We start from the raw sequence: 25,305 nt of genomic DNA, 5'->3' as shown, positions 1-25,305 counted from the left end.
GGTGCTCCTCCTCAGGTCCGCGCGTAGCGGTCGGCGGGCCGCGCGAGGCCGAAGTGGCCCCGCAGCGTGTCGGCGTCGTAGGCGGTGCGGAACAGGCCCCGGCGCTGCAGCTCGGGGACCAGCTCGCGGGTGATGCGCGCCAGGTCGTGGGCGGTGACGGCCGGGCGCAGCCGGGCGCCGGCGAGCCCGGTCGCGTGCCACGACTCGAGGACGTCGGCGACGTCGCCGACGGTGCCGGTGAGGATGCGCGCGTCGCTGCGCAGCTCCTCGCCGTCGGCCGCGTCGAGGCGGGCGAGGCGCTCGCGCGCGGCGTCGGCGCTGTCGTCGAGCACGACGAGCAGGTCACCGATGACGTGCAGCGGGTCCCCCTGGCGCCCCACCGACGCCTCCTCCGCACGGACCTGCCGCAGGATCGCCTCCGCGTCACCGGTGGGTCCGGCGCGCCCGACCCCGCCCGGCGTCACGAACACCAGGTCGGCGCCGCGAGCCGCGAGCCGGTACGCGACGTCGACGTGCGCCAGCGCGCTGACCAGCGGCTGGCCCTGCGGGGGGCGCGGGGTGATCGAGGGCCCGCGCACCGAGAAGTGGTCGCCGGCGAAGTCGATGTAGTGCAGCTTGTCGCGGTCGACGAAGCGGCCGGTCGCGGCGTCGCGGATCTCGGCGTCGTCCTCCCACGAGTCCCACAGCCGGCGCTGGACCTCGATGTGGTCGGCGGCCTCGTCGAACAGGCTTTCGTGGCTCTCCGCGCCGTACTCGCGACGCCCGAACAGCGCGTACTCGTCCGCGCGCGACGACACCTTGACCCGCACCCCAGCACGGCCGGTGGTGACGTAGTCGAGCGTCGCGATCTCGGTGGAGACGTGGAACGGCTCGGTGTGCGTGGTGACCACGGTCGGCACCAGCCCGATCCGGCTGGTCACGGGCCCCACCCGCAGGGCGATGAGCTGGGCGTCGAGGCGTCCCTGCGCGCGGTCGGCGCGGTCGCTGTCGAGGGCGAAGGAGTCCTCGATCGTCACGAGGTCGAGCAGGCCCGCCTCGGCCTCCCGGAGCTGGTCGACCCAGAAGCCCGCGGTGAACAACTCGCCCGGGCGGGCGCCGGGCTCACGCCACGAGGCCGGGTGCCAGCCGGTGCCGTCGAGGGCGACCGCCAGGTGCAGGGTCATGGTCCTCCTGTCCGCTACGTCCGCGCGGGGACGTCGCTCGGGACGGTCAGGGCGGTGAAGTCGGGACGGGCGCGCAACCGGAAGCCGAGCGTCTCGTACAACCGGATCGCCCCGGTGTTGTCCGCCGCGGCGTGCAGGAACGGGACCTCGCCCCGCGCCCGCACGCCGGCCGCGACGGCCAGGACGAGCCGGGTCGCGAGCCCGCGGCCGCGGTGCGCCGGGTCGGTGCAGACCGCGCTGATCTCGGTGTACCCGGGCGGGTGCAGGCGCTCACCGGCCATGGCGACCAGCTCACCGTCCTCGACGACACCCAGGTAGGTGCCCATGGCGATGGTGCGCGGACCGAACGGCCCCGGCCGCGTGCGGGCGACGAGGTCACGCATCGCCGGGACGTCGTCCACGTCGAGGCGGACGAGGCCGGGGTCGTGGTGGCCCGCGACGTCGTCGCCGACGAGCTGAACCCCGGGGAGCGTCCGCCCGACGGCGAGCCCGACGGGGTCGAGGTGGCCGAAGGCCGGGACGACCGTGGTGCCGCCGGGGCCGACGAGCGCGGCCACGTCGTCCCACTCGGCGGCGCTGCGGGGCTCGGCGAGGAACGGCGCGGCGTCGGGGTCGTAGCGCAGCGCGTCGCCGTGGCCCTGCGCGAGGTGCGCGTGGGCGCCGAGCAGGGAGCTGCGGACCGGCTCGTCGAGCGGCCCGGGGTGTCCGGGTGCCACTCAGGCCACAACCGCCCGCGTCGCGACACCATTCCGCCGGGTGCGGCTCCGCCGCAGGTGAGCAGAAAGAAGTGCTACAGCACGTCTTTCTGCTCACCTGCGCGACAGCGCACGGGCTCAGGGACGTCGTTCGTCGAGCCAGCGGTTGTGGGTCTCCCACGCGGCCTGCTTGCTCGATCCCAGGGCGCGGCCGATCTCCGTCCACGACGCCCCGGCGCGCCGCGCGCTGCGCACCCCGAGCTGGCGTCCGTAGCCGGCCTTGCGGGCGATCAACTCGCCGAGCGCCAGCATCTCCAGCGCCTCCTCGCCGGTGAGCGCGGCGGCCCCGCCGTCGTCGGGCTCGTCGGACGCCAGCGAGTCCTGCGTGCGGAGCTCGTCGAACCGCGCGACCGCGGTGCGCAACGTGTGCTCGCGCTCGAGCTCGTCCGGGCTCACCGGCCCACTCTGTCGTCAAGCCCGCTTGACGTCAAGACGACCTGACGCCGGGGTGGGCGGAGCGGGTCGGTCGAGCCGTGGGCCGCCGCCCCGAGCTCCCGGCCGCGGCGTGGTCCGCCCGGCGCGACGCTAGGCGCCGTAGATGTCGTTGCCGCGCGAGAACTCCACGAACACGGCCGGCTCGTCGCCCACCGACCAGGCGTCGTGCCCGGGCGGGAGCAGCATGACCTGGTGCGGGCCGAACTCGTCCTCGCTGCCGTCGTCCATGACGACGTGCAGGCGTCCCGACAGCACGAGGGCGACGTGGGGGAGCTCGCAGGACTCGGTGCCGGCGTAGCCCTTGAGGTCCTGCGACCAGCGCGCCCCGACGCCGAACGTCACTTCGGTGACGCTGACGCCGTCCAGCTCGACGGTCTTCTTCGAGATCTTGCCGTGCACGTCCTCGGGGGCGGCGGCGAGGTCGCCCTTCTGCATGGCGGTGGTCGCGGACACGGTTCCTCCTGTGCGCGTCGGGGGGCCCGGAGCACCCCGCGGTCCTCGCGCACCATCGTGCCCTCGTGTCGCCGGCCCGAGGGCGAGCCCGGTGGCCCCGGTCACTCGGCACCTCCCGTCGCTCGGCGGGACGTGCCTACGGTGGACCCGCGAGTGTCGATCAGCGGAGGAGGACCCGTGACCGAGCACGTCGACCTGCTCGAGGGGCTGCGCACCACCCCGGCGCGGCGCTACCTGGCGGACACCCCGATCCCCGACGACGTGCTGTGGGAGCTGCTCGACACCGCCGTCCGCGGCCCGTCCGGCGGCAACCGCCAGACCTGGGGCTGGGTCGTCGTCACCGACCCGGCGGTGAAGGCCCGCATCGCCGAGCACTACCGGCAGGGTTGGGAGAAGATCTACGGCGTGCGGCGCGAGGAGCTGCTCGACCCGGCCCGCGACGGCGCCGCGGACGGCCTGAGTCCCGCCTCCTTCCGTGCCGCCGACCACCTCGCGTACCACCTGGCCGAGGCCCCGGTGTTCGTGGTGCCGGTGCTCCGGAACGGCGCGGACTCGACCGACAAGCGTCTCGGTGGGTCGATCTACGGCGCGGTGCAGCAGCTGCTGCTCGCCGCGCGGGCGCGCGGCATCGGCGGCGTGCTGACGTCGCTGCACCTCATCACCGGCGAGCGGGAGGTCGACGAGCTGCTCGGGCTGCCCGCGGACGCCGCGACGATGGGTCTCGTGCCCCTCGGCTACCCGGTGCGCGGGCGCTGGTCGACGCCGCGACGCCAGCCCGTCGAGCAGGTCGTGCACTGGGAGCGGTGGGGCGAGCACCGGTCCCGCGGCTGAGCGAGGCTCGCGGGCTGCGATCGGGGACCGGGCGGGGAAGGCGAGCGCAGTCGCCACGGCGATGGCCGTGACGACCACTCACGAGGCGGCGGGGAGCGGCGCTCAGCCGGGTGCCCGCACCGCCGAGAGCACCAGCTCGATCCCGCCGTCGGCGACGTCCGGGAACGACCCGAGCGCGTCCGGGTCGCGGACCCACCGGAAGACCACGCCCATGTACACGTCGGACAGGGTGCGCGCGGCCTCGGCGACGTCGACGTCCGCGCGGACCTCCCCGCGCTCCTGGCCCTCGCGCAGCAGGGGTCGCAGGTCGGCCAGGAGTTGGGACTCGTAGCGGATCGGGCCGGTCGCCGCGGTCCAGCCCAGCATCATCTGCCGGGTCAGTTCCGGCTCCGCCTCCACCAGCCGGCTGATCAGCCGGAAGTAGGCGCGGATGCGCTCCGGCGCCGGCTCGTCCGTCGACTCGGTGATCACGTCGACGGCGTCGTCGGCCATCCGGCGGGTCCACAGCATCGGGATGTCGCCCTTGCTGGGGAAGTGGTTGAACGCCGTGCGGCGCGACGTCCCGGCCCGCTCGGCGATGTCGGCCATCGTCGTGTCCTCGTAGCCGCGCTCCACGAACAGCGCGGCCGCCGCCTCGTAGAGGACGTCCCTCGTCGCGGACGCGCGTGCGCCCCCGGCGCCCTGCTCGGCCGCGCTCACCGTCGCTCCCGTCGTTGGTGACGCTTGACACGTCCTGCACTCGGGTGCAACTGTTTCGCACCGCTACCTGCACTCGAGTGCAACCCTCTCACCAGGGAGAAGTATGTCCAACGTAGCTGCGGCGCCGCGGCGCGACGCCATCGACCTCTACCGGCCCGAGGCCTTGCGCGACCCCTACCCCCTCTACGCCGAGCTGCGGGCCCGCGGACCGGTGACCCACGAGCCCGAGCGGGACATCTGGCTCGTGCCCGGCCACGCCGAGGCCGCCGCGGTCCTGCGCGACCACCGCCGGTTCGTCTCCGGCGACGGCGCCACCTACGAGAGCGCGCTCGGCCGCACCGAGCGCTACCCGCTGATCGAGACCGACCCGCCCGAGCACACCCGCATCCGCCGGGCGGTCCAGCCGCCGTTCGCGCGGGCCGAGATCGAGCAGCTGCGACCGGGCATCGAGTCCGCGGCCGCGGCGATCGTCGGGCAGGCGCTCGCACACGGGGAGGTCGACGCCGTGCCGGCGCTGGCCCAGCCGATGCCCGATCGCGCGATGGCCATGCTCACCGGCCTCACCCCGCCCAGCTGCCAGGCACTGGTCGACTGGAGCGACGCCGTCGTCCGCGCCCAGGAGCCGGCGGCGGACCCGCGCCACACGGAGCTCCTGCTCGAGGCCCTGACCTGGCTGGGTGCGGACGGCATCCCCGGCCTGCCCGCCCACTGCCTCGGCCGCCTCATCATGGACGGCGGCAGCACCGGAGGGCTCGACCCGGAGGGCCCGGAGCGGCTGATGACGCTCGCGTCCATCTGGCTGGCCGGCGTCGACTCCACCGGCGCGCTGCTGGGCAACGCGATCGACGCGTTCGTCGAACAACCCGACCAGTGGGAGCTGCTGCGCGCGCGGCCCGACCTCGTGCCGAACGCCGTCGAGGAGCTGCTGCGGTTCGAGGCGCCCTTCCGCGTCTTCTACCGCCGCACCCGCGACGAGGCCGAGGTCGGCGGGGTCGCGATCCCCGCCGGCGCGACGGTCTGCGCGGTCCTGGGGTCGACGGGGCGCGACCCCCGGCAGTTCGCCGACCCGGACCGGCTCGACGTGACGCGGGAGAACGCCCGCACGCACCTCGCGCTCGGCACGTCGATCCACCTCTGCCTCGGTGCCCCGCTGGCGCGGATGGAGGCGACCTCGATGCTCACCGAGCTCACCCGCCGGGTGCAGCGGTTCGAGCGCACCGGCGACGCGGTGCGCAGCCCCAGCGGCACCATGCGCAAGTTCGACGCGCTGCCGGTCCGTCTGGTGGCGGCGTGATGGCGAGCTACGCGAAGGGGCCCCACGACCTGGGCGGTGACTGCCACGCCTGGCTGCTCCCGGAGGGGCGGTGGGGCGAGAGCAACACGGGGCTGGTGCGCGGCGCCGGGGTGTCGCTGCTGGTGGACACGCACTACGACCTGCCGCACACCGCCGAGATGCTCGAGGGGTACGCCCCGCTGACCGCGGGACACCCGATCCGGACCCTGGTCAACACGCACTCCGACGGCGACCACTGGCACGGCAACCAGCTCGTCGCCGGGCCGGAGGTGGAGATCGTCGCCTCGGAGGCCGCCGCGGCGCTGATGACCCCGGCCGCGATCGCCGAGCTGGCGGGCCTGTCGGGACGTGACGACGAGCTGGGCGCCTTCATCCGCGCCATCTCGGCGGACTTCGACCTGAGCGGCATCGTCGCCACCCCGCCCACCCGCACCTTCACCGGCGAGCTCGACCTCGACGTCGGCGGGCGCCAGGTGCGGCTCATCCAGGTCGGGCCGGCGCACACCCCGGGCGACGTCCTGGTCCACGTGCCGGACGCCGGCGTCGTCTACACCGGCGACATCCTGTTCATCGGCGGCGCCCCGCTCGTGTGGACGGGCCCGGTCGCGCGCTGCGTCGCCGCCTGCGAACGGATCCTCGACCTGCCGCTCACCGCGATCGTGCCGGGCCACGGACCCCTCACGGACAAGGACGGCGTCCGGTGGGTCCGCGACTACCTCGTGCTCGTGGAGCAGGAGGCGACCCAGCGGTTCGAGGCCGGTCTGACCGTCGAGGAGGCCGTGGCGTCGATCGACCTCGGCCGGTTCGCCGCGATGTCCGAGCAGGGGCGCATCGCCGCGAACGTCCTGAACGTCTACGAGGAGCTCGACCCGTCCCGCCCCCGCGCCGACCGCCTGGAGCAGTTCGGCCGGATCGCCGCGTTCGAGCGGGGGGAGCCCGCATGAGGATCGCCCGCATCGCGATCGACGGGACGTCCCGGGTGGGCGTCGTCGAGGGGGATGTGGTCCAGCCCCTGACCGTCGGGACGGACGAGCTGCTGGCGTCGGCCGAGCGCGAGGAGCTCGTGGCGCGGACCGCCGACGGCCCGCCCCGCCCGCTGCCCTCCGTGCGGCTGCTCGCGCCGGTGGCGCCACCGACGCTGCGCGACTACATCACCTTCGAGGAGCACCTCCGGGGCAGCCTCACGCTGCTGGGCCGCACGGCGCCACCCCCGGAGTGGTACGAGCAGCCCGTCTTCTACTTCTCCAACACCAACGCCGTGATCGGGCCGGACGAGCCCGTCGCGGTTCCGCCGGGCTGCGAGCGGCTCGACTTCGAGCTCGAGCTGGCCGCGGTGATCGGCCGCCCCGGGAGGGACCTCACGCCCGAGCAGGCGGGCGAGCACATCGCCGGGTACACGCTGTTCAACGACTGGTCCGCGCGCGACCTCATGGCACCGGTGATCCCGGTGGGACTCGGCCCGGTGAAGGGCAAGGACTTCGCCAACACCCTGGGGCCCTGGATCGTCACCGCCGACGAGCTGGCAGCGTTCCGCCGCGACGGGCGCCTGGCGCTGGAGATGCACGCGGAGGTCAACGGCGTCCCGCTGCCCGGGGGCGGGGACACCTCGGCGAGCATGGCGTGGTCGTTCGAGGAGATCGTCGCGTACGCCTCGCGCGGGGCGGAGCTGCGGACCGGCGATGTGCTCGCGTCGGGGACCTGCGGCACGGGCTGCCTGCTCGAGTACTGGGCGCAGGCGGGCGCCGCCGCGCCGCCGCCGCTGCGGCCCGGCGACGTCGTCACGCTGGTCGTCGAGGGCATCGGGTCGGTGTCGAACCGGGTGGTGGCGGGCGCGGCGCCGGTGGCCCTCCCGAGGGCCCGGGTGGGGCACGCGCAGCGGCCGCGGCCGTGGACGAGTGCCTGATCGTGTCGTTCGGCGGTGTCCGCGCCCGGGCCTCGCGCGTGACCATGGTCGTCCACCACCACGGGACCTACGGGGACGACCATGCTCAAGCTCTCGCTCGACGCCTGCGCCCGCCAGCAGCTCACCGCCGCCCGGACCAGCTCCGCCGGCCGCGCCGCCCACACCGTGGTGGGCGGGCACGGCAACGTCATGCGCCAGACCGTGATCGCGCTGACCGGCGGCCGCGAGCTCGGGGAGCACGAGAACCCCGGCGAGGCGACGCTGGTCGTGCTCCAGGGTCGAGTGCGCCTGGTGTCGGACAAGGACTCCTGGGACGGGCGCCGGGGCGACCTGCTCGTCGTCCCCGACGCGCGCCACCGCCTCGAGGCCGTCGAGGACGCGGTGGTCCTGCTGACCGTGGCGAAGCTCAACGGCCGCACGTGAGCGATCTTCACGGCCATCGCCGTGAACATCGCGCACGTCAGAAGTAGCCGTTGACCGGGAGCGGGTCGCCGGAGATGAGGTGCCGCCCGATCGCGGCGGCCTTGTAGCTCGCCGGGTTGTGCAGCGTGATCGTGCGGATGTTGCGCCAGTGCCGGTCGAGGTTGCGGGCGCGGCTCGACGCCGACGCGCCACCGACGTCGAACAGCCCCGTCGCCGCCTCCGGGCCGACCCGGTCCAGGTGCACCTTCACCGACACGTGCGCCAGCGACGCCGCGAGCAGCAGCTCCTCGGTCGGCTCACCCTTCGCCCAGGCCTGCATCACCGCGTCGATCGCGTCCGCCGCGGTGAGCACCGCCGACTCCGCGATCCACGCCGTCGCCGACAGCCGGCCCACCGTCTCCTGCAGGATCGGGTCGTCGACGGCCTGCGGCACCGGGGCGTGCTCGAAGGTGCGGCTCCGGGAGCGGACGACCCCCGCGGCGTCGGTCGCGACCGACCGCAGGATGCCGGCGACCAGCGCGTGCAGGTAGAGCTGCAGGAACGCCACGTCACCGGGCGCGCGCGGCTCGAGGCGCGGCCGCGCGCCGAGCACGTCGCCCGGCTCGACGGCCACGTCGGTGAAGCGCGTGGTCCCCGTGCCCGTGCGGCCCTGGCCCATGCCGTCCCAGTCGTCGACGACGTCGACGCCCGCGCGATCGGCCGGGACCATCACGGTGGCGACCCGGTCCTCGGGGACCCGCGCCGCGACCGCGATCCAGTCCGCGTACAGCGTCCCGGTGCTGTAGTACTTCGTGCCGTTCAGCACGAGGCGCCCGTCGACCTCGTCGAGGCGGGTGTCGAACTCGTGCCCGCCCGCCGCCGACGGCCCGGTCTCGCTGATCGCGTTGCCGAACACCTTGCCCGCACGGATCTCCTCGACCCAGCGCCGGCGCACCTCGGGGTCGGGCTGGCGCAGGAAGCCCAGCACCTGGCTGTAGTGGGTGCGCAGGACGTGGGCGACGATCGGGTCGGCCTCGGCGAGGTCGACGACGAACGCCAGCACCTCGCGCACCGACGCGCCGCGCCCGCCCTCGTCCGCCGGCAGCGACAGCGCGCCGAGCCCGGCCCGCGCCACCGCCGCGACCTGCTCGAACGGCGAGACGTCGTCCCGCTCCCGCTCGGCCGCGCCCGCCGCGATCTCCGCGAGCAGCGCGGCGACCTCCGGCTCGGCGGCGGTCCGCGAGGCCGGGCTCACGAGATCCGGGAGGCCCGCAACGCCCCCGCCGGGTGGCTCGCGTCCGCGCGCGGGCCCTTGCCGCCCAGGACCTCGCGCAGCGTCCCGCCGGGCGGGACCTCCGGCATCCGCCCGCGCCGGCGCAGCTCCGGCACGACGAGCTCCGCGACCTGCTCGAACGTGCCCGGCGTGACCGCATAGGCGAGGTTGAAGCCGTCGGCCCCGGTCTCGTCGATCCAGCGCTCCATCTCGTCGGCGACCTCGGTCGGCGAGCCCACCGCGACCGGGCCGCGCCCGCCGACCGCGAGGTGCGCGGCGATCTCGTCGATCGTCCACTCGCGGTCCGGGTCGTCGGTGGTGAACGACGCGAGGGCGGTCTGCCCGGCCTCGGTGTGCACGTGGCGCAGCGGCTGGTCGGGCGGCACGTCGGACAGGTCGAGTCCGGTCCAGCCGCCGAACAGCGCCATGGCGCCCTCGCGGGACGCGGCGGCGAGGTAGGACTCGTAGAGCTGACGAGCTTCGGCAGACGTCGCGGCCACCACCGGCGCCAGCTGCACGAAGATGGTCACCGACTCCGGGTCACGGCCCGCCTCGGCCACCGCCGCGCGGATGCCCGCCACCGACTTCGCGACGACGCCGGTCGTCGGCCCCGACACGAACACCGCCTCGGCGTGCTTGCCGGCGAACGCCTTGCCGCGCGACGAGGCGCCCGCCTGGAAGATCGCCGGCGTGCGCTGCGGCGAGGGCTCGGAGAGGAACGGCCCGGGCACGTCGAACCAGGTGCCGTGGTGGGCGACGTCGTGCACCTTCGCCGGGTCGGTGTAGACGCCGCGCTCGACGTCGCGGACCACGGCGTCCTCGTCCCAGGAGGTCTCCCAGAGCTTGTAGCAGACCTCGAGGTACTCCTCGGCCATCGCGTAGCGCTCGTCGTGGGGCAGCTGCTCGCCGAGCCCCAGGTTCGCCGCGGCGCTCGACAGGTAGCCGGTGACGACGTTCCACGCCACCCGGCCCTTCGTCAGGTGGTCGAGCGTGGTGAACCGGCGGGCCAGTGCGTACGGGTGCTCGTAGCTCACCGACACCGTCACCCCGAACCCCAGCCGCGAGGTCGCCGCGGCCAGGGCCGGCACGAGCAGCATCGGGTCGCCCAGCGGGACCTGCGTCCCGGCGCGCACGGCGGCGTCGCGCGAGCCGCCGTACACGTCGTAGATCCCGAGCACGTCGGCGAGGAACAGCGCGTCGAACCCCGCGTCCTCGAGCGTGCGGGCGAGCGAGGTCCAGTGCTCGAGGTCGGTGTAGCGGTGGCCCTGGTCGTCGGGGTGGCGCCACAGGCCCGCCGACTGGTGGCCGGCGCAGTTCATGGCGAAGGCGTTGAGGTGGATTCTCCGCTGCTCGCGAGGCACGGTGTCCTCCCTACACCGTGTCGTCGAACGCGGTCTCGCGGGCGAACACCGCGGCGAGGATCGTCAGCACGGAGACGGCGGCGAAGATCACCACGACCGGCCAGAACGAGCCGGTCGCGCCGACGACCGCCGCGGCCACGAGCGGGGCGAACCCGCCGGCGATCACCGAGCCGATGCCGTAGCCCAGCGAGGCGCCGCTGTAGCGCAGCCGCACGGTGAACAGCTCGGCGAACCACGCCGCCTGCGGGCCGTACATGGCGTCGTGGGTGACGTTGACGGCGAGCCCCACGGCGAGGACCACCAGCAACGTCGACCCGGTGCCGACGGCGAGGAAGAACAGCAGCAGCGTCACCGTGCCGCCGACGGCACCGAACAGGTAGGGCTTCCGGCGGCCGATGCGGTCGGACAGGATCGCCCACAGCGGGGTCGTGGCGAGGCCGATGGCCGACGAGATGACCACCGCGAGCAGGCCCGCGCTGGAGCTGCGGCCGATCTCGCTCGCGATGTAGGTCAGGCCGTAGGTCGTGATGAGCACGAACAGCGCGATCTGCGAGAGCCGCAGGCCGGTGGTCAGGAGGACCTCGCGCGGCGCGGCCCGGAACACCTCGACGACGGGCAGGCGCGCGACCTTGCCCTGCGCGCGGAGCTCGGCGAACTCCGGCGCGTCGGAGATCCGTAGGCGGATCACCAGCCCGACGACCACCAGCACCGCGCTGGCGTGGAAGGGCAGGCGCCACCAGAACTCGACGAACGCGGCGTCGCCGACGGCCGTGCGCACGAGGAAGAACAGCCCGGTCGCGAGCAGCATCCCGGCCGGCGAACCGAGCTGGGTGAAGCTGCCGAAGAACCCGCGGCGGCGCGGCGGGGCGTGCTCGACGGCGAGGATCGCCGCGCCGGCCCACTCGCCGCCGACCGCGAGGCCCTGGAGGATCCGCAGCACCACGAGCAGCACGGGGGCCGCGACGCCGATCGTCGCGAACGTCGGCAGGACGCCGATCAGCGTCGTCGCGACACCCATGAGCACGAGCGCGCCGACGAGCACCGTGCGGCGCCCGAGGCGGTCACCGAGGTGCCCCGCGATGACGGCGCCGATCGGTCGCGCACCGAAGCCCGCCGCGTAGGTCGCGAAGGCGGCGAGCGTGCCGGCGGTGGGGCTGATCGAGGGGAAGAACAGCTGGTTGAACACCAGCGCGGTGGCGGTGGCGTAGAGGTAGAAGTCGTACCACTCGATGGTGGTGCCGATGGCGCTGGCGAGGGCGACCCGGCGCGGGGTGCGCGCGGGCGCGACGGGGGACTGGACGGCGGACACACGGGCTCCCGGGAGGCGGGGGGACGGGGTGCGGCGGCGTGTGTCAGCGACAGGTGCCGTGGGCGGTGCGCATGAGGTCGACGTGACGGCGCCGCGTCAGATCCCTCCCCGTGTCCACGCGGTGATCCTCGGCGAGCGCGCCGCGGGCCACAACCGGGGTGTGGCGTGCGGTACGGAAGCCTCGCGAGTGACGCAGCGAGGGACGCCCTCGCTGCGTGCGATGCAGCGGGGGCGTCCCTCGCTCCCGACGACCCCACGCTCCTCGGGTGCACGGGTCGCTGGACGATCCGTGACCGCGGCCTCGACCGAGGGGTCGAGCGGCCGCCGGTCGGCCTCGCGCCCCGGTCGTTGCGGCCGGACCGATGGCTGCGGTGAGATGTCCGCATGAGTCGGTGCGCCCTCGAGCCGTTCTGGCCGAGCCGGCGCGTCGTGGAGTTCGACCAGTGGTGTCGCCGGGCCGCGTGAGCGCGCCGGGTCCGACGACGCACGTCCATCGCCTGTCCCGCTGACCGCTCGCGCGGCCGGATCGTCGTGTCCACGTCCGACCGAAGCCGCGGAGGCTCCCGTGTCCGTCACCGACGACTACCTGAAGAACAACGAGTCCTACGTCGCGCAGTTCCCCGGCGAGCTGCCCCTGCCGCCGGCGCGCAAGACGGCCGTCGTGGCCTGCATGGACGCCCGCGTGAACCCCTACGGCGCGCTGGGCCTGCACGAGGGCGACTCGCACGTCATCCGCAACGCCGGCGGCGTCGTCACCGACGACACGATCCGCTCGCTCGCGATCAGCCAGCACCTCCTCGGCACCGAGGAGATCGTGCTCATCCACCACACCGACTGCGGCATGGTGACCTTCACCGACGAGCAGTTCGCCGACCTCCTCGAGTCCGAGGCCGGCGAGCGCCCGACCTGGCAGGCCCGCGCGTTCCCCGACCTCGAGGCCGACGTCCGCGACTCGATCAAGCGCATCACCGACAGCCCGTTCGTCAAGAACAAGGGCTCGGTGCGCGGGTTCGTCCTCGACGTCGCGACCGGGAAGCTGTCCGAGGTGAGCTGATCGTGCGGCTACTGGCTGGTATCGCTCGCCAGGAGAGCGATACCAGCCAGTAACCGCATCGGGTCACAGGGCGGGCGACCTAGCGCACCTCGAGCGGCCGGGCGACCAGCGGGCGCCCGACGAGCCCGGCGGCGAGGGTGTCGCCGGCCTGCGGGTCGATGAGCAGGAACGACCCGGTGGCCGCGACCTCGTCGTACGGGTCGAGCGGCAGCGGCTCGGACACCGTCAGCGAGACCTGGCCCATGTCGTTGATGCCCAGCTCGCCCGGGTCCTCGACGACCGCGAGGTCCTCGGTGTCGAGGCGGTGGGTCACGGCGCCGACGATCGCCTGCACCGTGCGCGTGCCGTGCTTGAGCAGCAGGCGCGCGCCCGGGCGCAGCGGCTTCTCGTGCAGCCACGCGACGGTGGCGTCGAACTCGGTGACGGGCTCGGGCGCCCCGGGCGCGGCGAGCAGGGTCCCGCGGGCGACGCCGAGGTCGTCGGCCAGGCGCAGGACCACGCTCTGCCCGTCGTGCGCGGCGTCCTGCTCCCCGTCGAAGGTGTCGATGCCCTCGACCCGGGTGCGCTGCCCGTCGGGCAGGACCTCGACCTCGTCGCCGACGCGCACGGTGCCGGCGGCGACCCGCCCCGCGTAGCCGCGGTAGTCGGGGTGGGACTCGGTCCGCGGCCGCACGACGTACTGCACCGGGAACCGGAACGGCGCGGTGTGGTCGGCGCCCTCGACCGGCACCGACTCGAGGTGGTCGAGCAGCGTCGGGCCCTCGTACCAGGGCGTCTGCGCCGAGGCCAGGACGACGTTGTCGCCCTTCTTCGCCGAGAGCGGGATCGCGACGACGGCGTCCTCGGCGTAGCCCAGCGCCTCGGTGAGCCCGAGGAACTCCTTGGCGATGCGCCAGTAGGTGTTCTCGTCGAAGTCGACGAGGTCCATCTTGTTCACCGCCAGCACGAGGCGCGGGACCCGCAGCAGGCCCATGACGGCGACGTGGCGCCGGGTCTGCTCGACGACGCCGTGTCGGGCGTCGACCAGCAGGACCGCCAGCTGCGCGGTCGACGCGCCGGTGACCGTGTTGCGGGTGTACTGCACGTGGCCGGGGGTGTCGGCGAGGACGAACGAGCGCTGCGGCGTGGCGAAGTAGCGGTAGGCCACGTCGATCGTGATGCCCTGCTCGCGCTCCGAGCGCAGGCCGTCGACCAGCAGCGACAGGTCCGGATCGCCACCGCCCTGCGTCGCCCGCTCGACGGCCTCCATCTGGTCGGCGAGCACCGACTTGGTGTCGTAGAGCAGCCGCCCGACGAGGGTCGACTTGCCGTCGTCGACGGACCCCGCGGTCGCGAGCTTGAGCAGGTCAGCCATCAGAAGTAGCCCTCTCGCTTGCGGTCCTCCATGGCGGCCTCGGACAGGCGGTCGTCGGCGCGCGTCGCCCCGCGCTCGGTGAGGCGGCTCTCGCGGACCTCGGCCAGCACCTCGTCGAGCGTCGACGCCGTCGACTCCACCGCGCCGGTGCAGGAGCCGTCGCCGACGGTGCGGTAGCGCACCGACTTCGTGACGACCTCCTCGCCGGCGCGGGGCCCGCCCCACGGCCCGCTGGTCAGCCACATCCCGTCGCGTGAGAAGACGTCGCGGGTGTGCGCGTAGTAGATCGACGGCAGCTCGACGCCCTCCCGGGCGATGTAGCGCCAGACGTCGAGCTCGGTGAAGTTCGACAGCGGGAACACGCGCACGTGCTCGCCGGGCTTGTGGCGACCGTTGTAGAGGTTCCACAGCTCGGGGCGCTGGCGGCTCGGCTCCCAGGCGCCGAAGGCGTTGCGGAGGGAGAAGATCCGCTCCTTGGCCCGCGCCCGCTCCTCGTCGCGGCGCCCGCCGCCGAACACGGCGTCGTGGCGGTGCTCGGCGATGGCGTCGAGCAGCGGCGTGGTCTGCAGCGGGTTGCGGGTGCCGTCGGCGCGCTCGGCGAGGCGCCCGTCGTCGATGTAGTCCTGCACGCGGGCGACCTCGAGGGTCAGCCCGTAGCGCTCGACGACGCGGTCGCGGAAGTCGATGACCTCGTCGAAGTTGTGCCCGGTGTCGACGTGCAGCACCGGGAACGGGATCGGCGCGGGCCAGAACGCCTTCGCGGCGAGGTGCACCAGCAGCATCGAGTCCTTGCCGCCGGAGAAGAGGATCACGGGGCGGTCGAACTCGCCCGCGACCTCGCGGATGACGTGGATCGCCTCGGACTCGAGGGCGTCGAGCTGGTCGGTCCGGGTCCCGGGAGGCGACGCGTCAAGGGGAGCACGCCGATAGGGGAGCTCGACCACCGGATCAGCGCTCATCCGTGCAGCCCGCACTCGGTCTTGGAGAAGCCCGCCCAGCGGCCGCTGCGCGGGTCGGCGCCCGGCGCCGGCTTGGCGGTGCAGGGCGCGCAGCCGATGGACGGGTAGCCCGCGTCCACCAGGGGGTTGACCAGCACCGCGTGCTCGCGGATGTAGTCCTGCATCTGGTCGTCGCTCCAGTGCGCGATCGGGTTGATCTTCACCAGCCCGTGGCGCTCGTCCCAGGTGACCAGCGGCGTGGTCGCCCGCGTCGGGGCCTCGACGCGGCGGACGCCGGTGACCCAGGCGTCGTACTGCGCCAGCGTCTTCTTCAGCGGCTCGACCTTGCGCATCCCGCAGCAGGCGCCGGGGTCGGTGGCGAAGAGGTCCTTGCCGTACGCCGCGTCCTGCTCGGCGACGGTCAGCTCGGGCTCGGCCTGCACGATGCGCACGCCGTAGACCTGCGCGACCGCGTCACGAGTGCCGAGGGTCTCGGCGAAGTGGTAGCCGGTCTCGAGGAACAGCACGTCCACGCCGGGGCGGGCGGCGGCGCCGAGCTCGACCAGGACCGCGTCCTGCATGTTCGAGGCGACGATGAGGTCCGCCCCGAACGTCTCGGCGGCCCAGGCCAGGATCTCGCGGGTGAGCTCCTCGTGACCCACGACTCCCTCGCGGGCGGCGAATCGCTCGCCGGCGGCGAGGGCGGCGGTGCGCAGGTCCTCCCGCGCTCCGGTCCCGGACGGTCCGGTTCCGCGCTGTGTGTCCGTACTGGTCATCGCCGGACCTCCTGCTGGACGGGTGTGACGACGAACGTGCTGCGGCAGTCCGCGCACTCCCAGGCACCCTGGGGGTCCTCGCGGGGGCGCAGGTCCTGCTCGCCGCAGTAGGGGCAGTACTGGAGTGCCAACCTCACGACAGCTGCGCCTCTTCCGCGCGCACGACCCACTGGGCGAAGCGCTCGCCGTCCTCGCGGTGCTCGGCGAAGTTGCGCACCACCCGCTCGACGTAGTCGCCGAGCTCGGCCGAGAGCACCTTGTGGCCGCGCAGCTTGCGCCCGAAGCCGGCGTCGAGGCCGAGCCCGCCGCCGAGGTGCACCTGGAAGCCCGCCGCCGGGTTGCCGTCGGCGTCGTTGATGATCTGGCCCTTGAGCCCGATGTCGGCGACCTGCACCCGCGCGCAGGAGTTCGGGCAGCCGTTGAGGTTGATCGAGATGGGCTGCTCGAGGGTGTCCTGGACGTCGGCGAGGCGACGGTCCAGCTCCTCGACGAGCTCGCCGGCGCGGTTCTTGGTGTCGACGAACGCGAGCTTGCAGAACTCCAGGCCCGTGCACGCCATCGTCGCCCGGCGCCACGGCGTGGGCCGCGCGGGCAGGCCGAGGTGGTCGAGCGCGGTGGTCAGCTCGTCGAGCTTCGCCGGCGGCACGTCCAGGACCAGGATCTTCTGGTACGGCGTGAGCCGCACCCGCGTCGACCCGGCCTCCTCGGCGGCCTTCGCGACGCCGACGAGCGTCGAGCCGCTGGTGCGCCCGGCGGGCGGGGCGACGCCGACGTAGTGGTTGCCGTCGACCTGCTGGTGGATGCCGACGTGGTCGATGATCCCCGCGATCTCCTCGGGCGCGGGGCCGTCGACCAGCTTGCGACCCAGGTACTCGTCCTCGAGGACCTGGCGGAACTTCTCGGGACCCCAGTCGGCGATGAGGAACTTGATGCGCGCGCGGGTGCGCAGCCGCCGGTAGCCGTAGTCGCGGAACACCGAGGTGACGCCGTGCCAGACGTCGGCGACCTCGGCGAGCGGCACCCACGCGCCCAGGCGCACCGCGAGCTTCGGGTTGGTCGACAGGCCGCCGCCGACCTGCAGGTCGAAGCCGGGACCGTGCTCGGGGTGCACGACGCCGACGAAGCTGACGTCGTTGACCTCGTGCGCGACGTCCTGCTGCCCGGAGATCGCCGTCTTGAACTTGCGGGGCAGGTTCGCGAGCGACCGGTCGCCGATGAAGCGCTCGACGATCTCCTCGATGGCCGGGGTGCCGTCGATGATCTCGTCGGCGCTGATGCCGGCCACGGGGGAGCCGAGCACGACGCGCGGGCAGTCGCCGCAGGCCTCGGTGGTGTAGAGGCCGACGGCCTCGAGGCGACGCCAGATCTCCGGGACGTCCTCGACGCGGATCCAGTGCAGCTGCACGTTCTCGCGGTCGGTGACGTCGGCGGTGTCGCGGGCGAAGGTCTGGGAGATCTCGCCGATGACCCGCAGCTGCTCGGTCGTGAGCCCGCCGCCGTCGACGCGCACCCGCATCATGAAGTGCGGCGCGTCGAGCAGCTCCTCGTCGACGTGCCCGGTGTCGGTGCCCGGGAAGCCCTCGGCGCGCTGGGTGTAGAGCCCCATCCAGCGGAACCGCCCGCGCAGGTCGGCGGGGTCGATCGAGTCGAAGCCGCGGTGGGCGTAGATGTTCTCGATGCGCGCCCGCACGTTGAGCGGGTGGTCGTCCTTCTTGGACTGCTCGTTCTTGTTGAGCGGCTCGCGGTAGCCCAGGGCCCACTGCCCCTCGGCCTTGCCCTTGCGCGCCCGCGCGGGCTTGGGCTTCGGGGGCGCGTCCTCGGTCGCCCCGGAGTGCCGCAGCGGGGTGGTCTCCGCGTACGACTCCTCCGAGGTGCGGGCGTTCTCGGACGACGGGGCGTCGGGACGAGCGGCCATGCGGGGCGGTTCCTCCGGGTGGTGCACGGGCACGCACGACCGCGGAGCAGGGCTCGACAGGCGCGCGCGTGCCCGCTCGGGTGGTGGTGGCGGGACGCGGTCAGCGTCGGCAGAGAGCGCTCGCGAGGCGCACGAGGTCGACGTGGAGTCGGCTCACCAGGAGCAGGCCCGTCGCACGCACGATGCCCAGACTGCCACGAGCAGGGGAGGTGCGCGACGCGCATGTGAGCACTTTCGCGTGCCGGGGCCCTCGATAGTGCTCACGAGCGCGGAGCGCACCTACTCGGCGAACGGGACCGCGGCGGGCGTGGCGTCGACCGCCCCGGCGGGGTGGGACCACAGCCCGCGGCGGCCGAGCTCGGGCAGGACGCCCTCGCCGACCCAGTAGGCCTCCTCGAGGTGCGGGTGCCCGGAGAGGACGAACTCGGTGATGCCGAGGTCGTGGTACTCCTGGATGCGGTCGGCGACCTCGGTGTGGCTGCCGACGAGCGCGGTGCCTGCCCCGCCGCGCACCAGGCCGACGCCAGCCCACAGGTTGGGCGCGACCTCGAGGTCGGCGGCGGTCTTCGTGCCGCCCGAGTGCAGGGCGCGCATGCGCTGCTGGCCTTCGGACTCGCTCTTCGACAGGCCCGCCTGGACCCGCTCGATCATCTCGTCGGGGATGCCGGCGAGGTACTGCTCGGCCTGCGCCCACGCCGCGTCCGAGGTGTCGCGGGTGATGACGTGCAGGCGGATGCCGAAGCGGACCTCGCGGCCCTGCGCGGCGGCGAGCCCGCGGATCCACTCGATCTTCTCGCGGACCTGCGCGGGCGGCTCGCCCCAGGTCAGGTACACGTCGACGTGCGCGGCGGCGACCTCGCCGGCCTTCGGCGACGAGCCACCGAAGTAGATCGGTGGCACGGGGTCGGGCAAGCGGGTCAGCGCGGCCTCCTCGACGTGCACCTGCTCGCCGCGGAGCGTGACGGTCTCGCCCGCCCACAGCCGGCGCACGACGTCGAGGAACTCCCCGGTGCGCACGTAGCGGTCGTCCTTGCCGAGGAAGTCGCCGTAGGCGCGCTGCTCGGCGGGCTCGCCGCCGGTCACGACGTTGAGCAGCAGCCGGCCCCGCGAGTGCCGCTGGAAGGTGGCGGCCTGCTGGGCGGCGAGGGTGGGGGAGAGGACGCCGGGCCGGAAGGCCACGAGGAACTTCAGCCGGTCGGACTCGCCGGCCAGCATCGCCGTGGTCAGCCAGGCGTCCTCGCACCAGGCGCCGGTGGGGGTCAGCGCGCCCTCGAAGCCGACGGTCTCGGCGGCGCGCGCGATCTGGGCGAGGTAGCCGAGGTCGGCGGGACGCGCCGCTCCGGCGGCCTCGGTGGTGACGCCGTGGCCGCCGCCGACGAGACCGCGCGAGTCGCCGTAGGTGGGCAGGAACCAGTGGGCGGTGAGGCTCATGGGACTCCTAGAGCGTTTCCAGTGGCCGCGCGCGCAGGGCGGCGACGGTGCTGACGACCCCGGCGAGCGCGAGGTAGCCCGCGGCGAGCCAGGGCGTGCCGCCACCCGCGGCGAGCAGCGAGGTGAGGATCAGCGGCGTCAGCCCGGAGGCGTAGATGCCGCCGCCCTGGAAGGCCAGGGACATGCCGGTGTAGCGGGTGCGGGTGGGGAAGACCTCGGCGAACAGCGTCGACTCCGCGCCGCTGCACAGGCCGTAGGACAGGCCGAGCATGACGATGAGCACGGCGGTGACGGCGACGATCGACCCCGTCCCGAGCAGCGCGAACGCGGGGAACACCCCGACGACGAGCAGCACGCAGCCGGCCGCGAACACCTGGCCGCGCCCGATCCGGTCGCCCCACGCCCCGGCGAGCGGGACGACGAGAGCGCTCACGACGGCGGCGACCGTGACGGCGACCAGCACCTCGGTGCGCGGCATCTTCAGCGTCGCCACCGTGTAGGTCAGGACGAACACGCCCCAGGTGTTGAACGAGGCGCCCTCGGCCCAGCGCGCGAGCAGCGTCCAGCCGAGGTTGCGGCGCGACGGCGGGTCGCGGAGGACGTCGACGGCCGGGACGCGCGAGACCTCGGCCGCGGCCTGCATGCGGCGGAACGCCGGGGTCTCCATGACGGCCAGGCGCACGACGAGGCCGACGGCGACGAGCACGAGGCTCGCGATGAACGCGACCCGCCAGCCCCAGGAGAGGAACGCGGCGTCGTCCATGACCAGCCCGAGCAGCGCGAAGACGCCGGTGCCGAGCGCCAGGCCGAGGCCCAGCCCGATCTGCGGGGTCGCTCCGTAGAGGCCGCGCTTGCCGTCCGGGGCGTACTCGACGGCCATCAGCACCGCGCCGCCCCACTCGCCGCCGATCGCGATGCCCTGGATGACGCGCAGGACGACGAGCAGGATCGGGGCGGCGACCCCGATGGCGGCGTAGGTGGGCAGGAAACCGATCGCGGCGGTGGCGATGCCGGTCAGCGCCATCGTCACGATCAACGTTTCGCGCCGGCCCACACGGTCGCCGATGTGGCCGAAGATCAGCCCGCCGATGGGCCGGGCGACGAAGCCGATCGCGAACGTGGCGAACGACAGCAGCGTCGCCACCGTCGGGTCGCCGTCGCCGTAGAACAGCTGCGGGAAGACGATCCCCGCCGCGGTGGCGAACAGGAAGAAGTCGTACCACTCGATCGTGGTGCCGATGAGGCTCGCGACCAGCACCGTGCGCGGGCTGGTGGCGTCCTGCGGCTCGACCTCGGGCGTGGCGGTGGTCATGCGTGTCCTCTGCGGTGGCGTGCGGGCCGGGGGGCTCAGCACGCCGGGCAGAGGGCGCTCGCCAGCCGGCCGAGATCCACGTGACGACGCGTCACGAGGAGCAGGCGCGGGGCGGGCACGTCACCGACCGTGCCATCCGGACCCGGGCGTCTCCACCCGGAACGCCGCCGAGGTGACCTTCGCCGCAGGGGGCTGGCGCCGGCCGGTGCGGGCGTACTCGGGCGGGTTCCTCGGCGAGCGCAGAATGGGGGCGTGCCCTCCGTTCCCCCCTCCGGCGAGCCCGCGCCCGCGGACGGTGCGCTGCCGCCCGCGTCGCTGGCCGGGCTCGGCACGCGGCCGTTCGGGGTGTACGTGCACGTCCCGTTCTGCGCGACGCGCTGCGGTTACTGCGACTTCAACACCTACACGGCCACCGACCTCGGGCTGACCTCGTCCGACGACCCCGCCTCGCCGGCGTCGTGGCTCGAGGGGCTGCGGCGCGAGCTCGACATGGCCGCGCGCGTGCTCGGGTCGGCACCGCCCGCCGACACCGTGTTCCTGGGCGGCGGGACCCCGTCGCTGTTGGGGGCCGAGGGTCTGGTCGCCGTGTTCGACGCGGTGCGGTCGTCGTTCGGGCTGCGGCCCGGCGCCGAGGTGACGACGGAGGCGAACCCGGAGTCGACGACGCCCGAGCTGCTCGCGGCGATCGCCGACGCCGGCTACACGCGGCTGTCGCTGGGGATGCAGTCGGATGTCGACCACGTGCTCGCGGTGCTCGACCGGCGGCACACACCGGGGGCGGCGGTCTCGGGGGCCCGGGCGGCGCTCGAGGCGGGGCTGCGCCACGTCAACCTCGACCTCATCTACGGCACGCCGACCGAGACCGACGACGACCTGCGCCGCTCGCTCGACGCCGTCCTCGCCTCGGGCGCCGACCACGTCTCGGCGTACTCGCTCATCGTCGAGGAGGGCACGGCGCTGGCCCGGCGGGTCGCGCGCGGCGAGCTGCCGATGCCCGACGACGACGTGCTCGCCGACCGCTACGAGATCGTCGACGACATCCTCACCGCGGCGGGTCTGGGCTGGTACGAGGTGTCGAACTGGGCGCGCTCGACCGAGGCGCGGTGCCGGCACAACCTCGGCTACTGGGGCGGCGGCGACTGGTGGGGCGCCGGGCCCGGGGCGCACTCGCACGTCGGCGGCACGCGCTGGTGGAACGTGCGCCACCCCGCGCGGTACTCGGCGGCGCTGGCGACCGGGCACTCGCCGGCCGAGGCGCGCGAGCTCGTGACGGCGGGCGAGGCCCACCTCGAGCAGGTGCTGCTCGAGCTGCGCACGGTGGACGGGCTCGCGGCGTCGGTGCTGGACGGGGCCGGGCGCGCCGCCGCCGACCAGGCGGCCCGCGAGGGCCTGCTGGCGCCGTCGGACTGGGCGCGCGGGCGGGCGGTGCTCACCCGACGCGGGCGGCTGCTCGCCGACGGCGTCGCGATCTCGCTGGCGGGGGCGTGAGGGGTTCTCGGGGCGGCGAGGGGCACGGTGCGCAGGATCGAGAGGCTCCGGGGCTTGCGGAACGTGCCCGTCGCGCGCGGGTTCGTGGCGTGATCGCTGTGGGTGCTCCGGGAACCCTGTGAGAGCGGGTCGGGGGAGCACCGGGAGCGATCATCGCCCGGACCGGCGGGTGCGGCGGCGCGAGGGGCACGGTGCGCATGATCGAGAGGCTCCGGGGCTTGCGGCACGTGCCCGTCGCGGGCGGGTTCGTGGCGTGATCAGCGGCGTTCGATCGGGAAACGCATGACGAAAGCCCCGATCGCCTCGTCGACCTGCTTCCCGTAGGGGGTCGGCTCCCAGTCGGGTCCGAGTCCATCTTTGCTGGAGAATTCGCGTGCCAGGACGTCCTCGACCTCCTGGCGAAGCGACATCGATGGGTCGTCGGTCGCTTCCAAGGCTTGCAGGGTCTCAGGAGCACGACGCCTCATGACATCGCGGACGGTCGCGGCCACGTCCTCGCGCAGTTCATCCAACGCGCTCACGGATTCCTCCAGCCCTTCGACGACTCGGCCCACGTCGTGACGACTCGTCCATGCTCGTTGAGTACGACAGTCGCGTCCGTGCCCTTGTACCGGTAGGTGTTCCTGTCCGCCCGGTACTCCGGCGGCTCGATCGGGTTGGCCACCGCATCGGCCATGGCTTCGTCCGATACGCCGCGGCCGTCGTCTCGGCTCGACGCTTGTTCATCGGCGTGCCTCGTCAGTCCTGTGATCTCACTCGGTGGATCGAACGGTGCCGTGCTCGTCGCCTCGTCGACCCGGAACGGCTCGACGCGGTCGTCGCCCAGGGCGTGGTGGGTGAGGTCGATGGCGCCCGCGCCGGCGAGCCCGACCCCGGCCGCGACGCCAGCCGCCGAGAGGCCGGCGAGGGGGACGCCCACGGGCGCGCCGACCCCGGTCGCGGTCGCGGCCGTCCCGCCGACCACGCCGACCGCGCTCACGCCCGCGAGGGCGGCGCCGCCGACGACCGCGAGGCCCGAGGCCGGGTGCTGGAGGGCTGCGTTGCCGAGGGACGCGGCGATGTTGCCGACACCCGCCAGCGCGGCGCCCACCCCCGACTCCCCGGACTGAGGTGTCGTGGCCGGCGGCGCACCGGGGAGGGCGTCGGCCGCGGCGTCGACCGCGCGCGCCGCCGCCTCGTTCGCGGCGAGGGCGCGATCGAACGCCCCCGCCACCGACGCCGGACCCTCGGGGGGCGCCGGGATCAGCGCGGCCTGCTGCTCGCCGAGCACGACGTCGCGCTGGGCCGCCCGCAGCTCCTCGGCGTAGGTGCGCAGCGGTTCGACGAGCCCGGCGAGCGCGTCGGCGGCGCGGCCCAGCTCCTGGACGTTCCCGTCGATCCGCGCGAGGGCCATCGGCGCCGCGAGGCCCGACCAGTCCGCGGTGATCGAGCGGCGCCGCCGCGGCGGTCGCGGCCGCGACCGCCGCCCGTGACCTCGACGCGGGCGTGCGCCGCCGGCGCCTGCCCGAGGTGCGCGCCGTGCTGGGGCGTCTCGACGAGCTCGTCGACCGTTGTCGCGTCGGATCGGGGGAGGCCGCATGAGCACCATCACCACCCGCACCCGCGCGGTCCTCGACCGGGCGCTGGCGGTCTACGCCGGCGACCCCGCGGCCGCGGACGTGCTCCGCGCCCACCGCGAGCGCCTCGACGGGCCGCTGCGCGTCGCGCTCGCCGGGACGCTCAAGGCCGGCAAGTCGACGCTGCTCAACGCCCTGGTCGGCGAGCAGATCGCCCCGACCGGCACCGCCGAGTGCACCCGCGTCGTCACCACCTACCGCGACGCCCCGAGCGCCCGGATCGTCGTGACCCACCGCGACGGGACCCCGCCGACCGACCTGCCGGTCGTGCACCGCCGCGGCGCCCTGGTCATCGACCTCGCCGACACCCCCGTCGAGCGCGTGCGCGCCCTGCGCGTCGACTGGCCCTCGGCCAGCCTGCGCGCGGTCACGCTCATCGACACCCCCGGCGCCGACTCCACCCGCCCCGGCGTCGCCGGCCGCGCGCGGGCCTTCCTCGGGGCCGCCGACCCGACCGCGCCGGCCGAGGGCTCCGACGTCACCACCGTCCTCGACGCCGCCCCGGGCGACGGCGCCGACGTCGTGCTGCACCTCGTGCGCCACCTGCACGGCGCCGACGTCGCCTTCGCCGAGACGGTGGGGGAGCGCGCGGTGCGGGGCATCGGTCCGGCCGGCACGGTCGCCGTGCTCTCGCGGGCCGACGAGATCGGCGGCGGGCGGCTCGACGCGCTGGTCACCGCGCAGCAGGTCGCGCGCCGCTACCGCGCCGACCCCGTGCTGCGCGGGCACTGCCGCACGGTGGTGCCGGTCGCCGGGCTGCTCGCCGAGACCGCCCGCACGCTGCGCGGCAGCGAGTTCGCCGCGGTGCGCGACCTCGCCGCCGGCGCGCGGGAGGACGTCGAGGACCTGCTGCTCTCGGCCGACCGCTTCCTCGACGCCCCCGGTCTCGAGCACCTCGACCGCCGCGCCCGGCGGACCCTGCTCGACCGCTTCGGCCTGCACGGGCTGCGGCTCGCGACGACCCTCGTCCGCCGCGGCGCGTCCGACTCCGCGGGCCTGGCTGCCGAGCTGGTCCGCCGCAGCGGGCTGGACGACCTGCGCGCGGTCGTCGGCAGCCAGCTCCTCGCCCACGGCGACGTCTTCCGGGCCCGCGCGGCCCTCGGCGCCCTCGAGCGGGTCCTGCGCGCCGTCCCCCGACCGCGCCAGGGCGGGGAGGACGCGGCCGCGGGCCTCGCCGCCGACGTGGAGCGCGTGCTCACCGGCGCCCACGAGTTCGTCGAGCAGGAGGCCCTCGTCACGCTCCCGGCCCGCGCCGGCGACGAGCTGGCGGAGGCCCGGCGCCTGCTCGGCGGCGACGGCCCCGCCCCGGCCGCGCGCCTCGGGGTGGCCGCCGACGTCCCGGCCGCCGAGGTGCGGGGCCTCGCGCTCGACGCCCTCACCCGCTGGCGCCGGGCGGTCGAGGACCCGCGCAGCGACCGCGCCCGCACCGACCTCGCGCGCGTCGTCGCCCGCAGCGTGGAGGGGATCCTGGCGGGCGTGGCCGCGGAGGCCACCGCGGTCCGGTAGTGGTCGGCGACGCCCCGCGCTCCCCGGACGCCACCGC

General features: G+C 74.5%; 27 protein-coding genes. 8 read left to right on the top strand and 19 right to left on the bottom strand.

The features are described 5' to 3' along the window. Positions 1–11: 11 nt before the first annotated feature. The 4 genes from PH190_RS13580 to PH190_RS13565 form a co-directional block, all read right to left on the bottom strand. Complete coding sequence (locus PH190_RS13580; RefSeq protein ID WP_274232048.1) at positions 12–1,163, bottom strand: LLM class flavin-dependent oxidoreductase; 1,152 nt, start codon at positions 1,161–1,163, stop codon at positions 12–14. A 14-nt stretch (positions 1,164–1,177) separates the two neighbouring features. Beyond that, the gene (locus tag PH190_RS13575) at positions 1,178–1,879 is read right to left on the bottom strand and encodes a GNAT family N-acetyltransferase (protein WP_274232047.1); all 702 of its coding nucleotides are present in this window, start codon (positions 1,877–1,879) and stop codon (positions 1,178–1,180) included. Positions 1,880–1,996: 117 nt separating this feature from the next. Continuing rightward, on the bottom strand, positions 1,997–2,314 hold the full coding sequence (locus tag PH190_RS13570) for a hypothetical protein (RefSeq protein ID WP_274232046.1): 318 nt from the start codon (positions 2,312–2,314) through the stop codon (positions 1,997–1,999). Between the two features lie 129 nt (positions 2,315–2,443). After that, on the bottom strand, positions 2,444–2,806 hold the full coding sequence (locus PH190_RS13565; RefSeq protein WP_274232045.1) for a cupin domain-containing protein: 363 nt from the start codon (positions 2,804–2,806) through the stop codon (positions 2,444–2,446). A 177-nt stretch (positions 2,807–2,983) separates the two neighbouring features. Between PH190_RS13565 and PH190_RS13560 the strand changes: the two genes are divergently transcribed. Further along, positions 2,984–3,637, top strand: coding sequence for a nitroreductase family protein (locus PH190_RS13560; RefSeq protein ID WP_274232044.1), 654 nt, complete (start codon positions 2,984–2,986; stop codon positions 3,635–3,637). 102 nt (positions 3,638–3,739) lie between these two features. Here the strand turns inward: PH190_RS13560 and PH190_RS13555 are convergent, their stop codons facing one another. Continuing rightward, the gene (locus tag PH190_RS13555; RefSeq protein WP_274232043.1) at positions 3,740–4,336 is read right to left on the bottom strand and encodes a TetR/AcrR family transcriptional regulator; all 597 of its coding nucleotides are present in this window, start codon (positions 4,334–4,336) and stop codon (positions 3,740–3,742) included. A 103-nt stretch (positions 4,337–4,439) separates the two neighbouring features. Here PH190_RS13555 and PH190_RS13550 point away from each other — a divergent pair, with 103 nt between their 5' ends. The 4 genes from PH190_RS13550 (at position 4,440) to PH190_RS13535 (ending at position 7,956) form a co-directional block, all read left to right on the top strand. Continuing rightward, positions 4,440–5,630, top strand: coding sequence for a cytochrome P450 (locus PH190_RS13550; RefSeq protein WP_274232042.1), 1,191 nt, complete (start codon positions 4,440–4,442; stop codon positions 5,628–5,630). Continuing rightward, a complete protein-coding gene (locus tag PH190_RS13545; protein ID WP_274232041.1) occupies positions 5,630–6,574 on the top strand; it encodes an MBL fold metallo-hydrolase in 945 nt (314 codons plus the stop codon). The genes PH190_RS13550 and PH190_RS13545 overlap by 1 nt, the downstream gene beginning before the upstream one ends. Further along, a complete protein-coding gene (locus PH190_RS13540) occupies positions 6,571–7,533 on the top strand; it encodes a fumarylacetoacetate hydrolase family protein (protein WP_274232040.1) in 963 nt (320 codons plus the stop codon). The genes PH190_RS13545 and PH190_RS13540 overlap by 4 nt, the downstream gene beginning before the upstream one ends. An 81-nt stretch (positions 7,534–7,614) precedes the next feature. Then, complete coding sequence (locus PH190_RS13535) at positions 7,615–7,956, top strand: cupin domain-containing protein (RefSeq protein ID WP_274232039.1); 342 nt, start codon at positions 7,615–7,617, stop codon at positions 7,954–7,956. A gap of 37 nt (positions 7,957–7,993) precedes the next feature. On the opposite strand, the gene PH190_RS13530 is transcribed toward PH190_RS13535, so the two are convergent. From PH190_RS13530 to PH190_RS13520, 3 genes are read right to left on the bottom strand one after another with little or no spacing between them, the layout of a single operon-like run. Beyond that, entirely contained in the window at positions 7,994–9,190 is a 1,197-nt protein-coding gene (locus PH190_RS13530) for an acyl-CoA dehydrogenase family protein (protein WP_274232038.1), read from the bottom strand. Next, complete coding sequence (locus PH190_RS13525) at positions 9,187–10,569, bottom strand: LLM class flavin-dependent oxidoreductase (RefSeq protein WP_274232037.1); 1,383 nt, start codon at positions 10,567–10,569, stop codon at positions 9,187–9,189. The genes PH190_RS13530 and PH190_RS13525 overlap by 4 nt, the downstream gene beginning before the upstream one ends. 10 nt (positions 10,570–10,579) lie before the next feature. Beyond that, a complete protein-coding gene (locus PH190_RS13520; RefSeq protein ID WP_274232036.1) occupies positions 10,580–11,878 on the bottom strand; it encodes an MFS transporter in 1,299 nt (432 codons plus the stop codon). A 565-nt stretch (positions 11,879–12,443) separates the two neighbouring features. On the opposite strand from PH190_RS13520, the gene PH190_RS13515 reads away from it, so the two are divergent. After that, positions 12,444–12,932 carry a beta-class carbonic anhydrase gene (locus tag PH190_RS13515; RefSeq protein ID WP_274232035.1) on the top strand — a complete coding sequence of 163 codons (489 nt, stop codon included), beginning with the start codon at positions 12,444–12,446 and terminating at the stop codon, positions 12,930–12,932. A gap of 79 nt (positions 12,933–13,011) precedes the next feature. Here PH190_RS13515 and PH190_RS13510 read toward each other — a convergent pair whose 3' ends face one another. The 9 genes from PH190_RS13510 to PH190_RS30780 all read right to left on the bottom strand — a co-directional run bounded on the left by PH190_RS13510 (position 13,012) and on the right by PH190_RS30780 (position 20,777). Next, on the bottom strand, positions 13,012–14,286 hold the full coding sequence (locus tag PH190_RS13510; RefSeq protein ID WP_274232034.1) for a sulfate adenylyltransferase subunit 1: 1,275 nt from the start codon (positions 14,284–14,286) through the stop codon (positions 13,012–13,014). Then, a complete protein-coding gene (cysD, locus tag PH190_RS13505) occupies positions 14,286–15,245 on the bottom strand; it encodes a sulfate adenylyltransferase subunit CysD (RefSeq protein WP_274232033.1) in 960 nt (319 codons plus the stop codon). The genes PH190_RS13510 and cysD overlap by 1 nt, the downstream gene beginning before the upstream one ends. Then, positions 15,242–16,000, bottom strand: a complete 759-nt coding sequence (locus tag PH190_RS13500) for a phosphoadenylyl-sulfate reductase (RefSeq protein WP_274232032.1) — start codon at positions 15,998–16,000, stop codon at positions 15,242–15,244. Before PH190_RS13500 ends, cysD begins: the two co-directional genes overlap by 4 nt. Then, complete coding sequence (locus PH190_RS13495) at positions 15,997–16,137, bottom strand: Insertion element protein (protein ID WP_274232031.1); 141 nt, start codon at positions 16,135–16,137, stop codon at positions 15,997–15,999. Before PH190_RS13495 ends, PH190_RS13500 begins: the two co-directional genes overlap by 4 nt. Beyond that, a complete protein-coding gene (locus PH190_RS13490; RefSeq protein ID WP_274232030.1) occupies positions 16,134–17,915 on the bottom strand; it encodes a nitrite/sulfite reductase in 1,782 nt (593 codons plus the stop codon). The genes PH190_RS13495 and PH190_RS13490 overlap by 4 nt, the downstream gene beginning before the upstream one ends. Positions 17,916–18,015: 100 nt before the next feature. Then, complete coding sequence (locus PH190_RS30785; RefSeq protein WP_420791652.1) at positions 18,016–18,096, bottom strand: putative leader peptide; 81 nt, start codon at positions 18,094–18,096, stop codon at positions 18,016–18,018. Between the two features lie 98 nt (positions 18,097–18,194). Then, positions 18,195–19,346, bottom strand: a complete 1,152-nt coding sequence (locus PH190_RS13485; RefSeq protein ID WP_274232029.1) for an LLM class flavin-dependent oxidoreductase — start codon at positions 19,344–19,346, stop codon at positions 18,195–18,197. A 7-nt stretch (positions 19,347–19,353) separates the two neighbouring features. After that, positions 19,354–20,658, bottom strand: a complete 1,305-nt coding sequence (locus PH190_RS13480) for an MFS transporter (protein WP_274232028.1) — start codon at positions 20,656–20,658, stop codon at positions 19,354–19,356. A gap of 35 nt (positions 20,659–20,693) precedes the next feature. After that, entirely contained in the window at positions 20,694–20,777 is an 84-nt protein-coding gene (locus tag PH190_RS30780; protein WP_420791651.1) for a putative leader peptide, read from the bottom strand. Between the two features lie 133 nt (positions 20,778–20,910). Between PH190_RS30780 and hemW the strand changes: the two genes are divergently transcribed. Beyond that, positions 20,911–22,146: a radical SAM family heme chaperone HemW gene (gene hemW / locus PH190_RS13475; RefSeq protein ID WP_274232027.1), complete on the top strand. Its 1,236-nt coding sequence runs from the start codon at positions 20,911–20,913 to the stop codon at positions 22,144–22,146. A 257-nt stretch (positions 22,147–22,403) separates the two neighbouring features. Here the strand turns inward: hemW and PH190_RS13470 are convergent, their stop codons facing one another. Together PH190_RS13470 and PH190_RS13465 are read right to left on the bottom strand one after the other, a co-directional pair. Beyond that, the gene (locus tag PH190_RS13470) at positions 22,404–22,667 is read right to left on the bottom strand and encodes a hypothetical protein (RefSeq protein ID WP_274232026.1); all 264 of its coding nucleotides are present in this window, start codon (positions 22,665–22,667) and stop codon (positions 22,404–22,406) included. After that, positions 22,664–23,539, bottom strand: coding sequence for a hypothetical protein (locus PH190_RS13465; protein ID WP_274232025.1), 876 nt, complete (start codon positions 23,537–23,539; stop codon positions 22,664–22,666). Before PH190_RS13465 ends, PH190_RS13470 begins: the two co-directional genes overlap by 4 nt. A gap of 184 nt (positions 23,540–23,723) precedes the next feature. Between PH190_RS13465 and PH190_RS13460 the strand changes: the two genes are divergently transcribed. Then, entirely contained in the window at positions 23,724–25,268 is a 1,545-nt protein-coding gene (locus tag PH190_RS13460; protein WP_274232024.1) for a dynamin family protein, read from the top strand. The last annotated feature ends 37 nt before the right edge of the window (positions 25,269–25,305 follow it).

It is taken from the genome of Actinomycetospora straminea (assembly GCF_028737255.1).
Lineage (GTDB): Bacteria > Actinomycetota > Actinomycetes > Mycobacteriales > Pseudonocardiaceae > Actinomycetospora > Actinomycetospora straminea.
The sequence above is the reverse complement of the archived record's forward strand: the minus strand, read 5'-3'. Positions and strand labels throughout refer to the sequence as shown.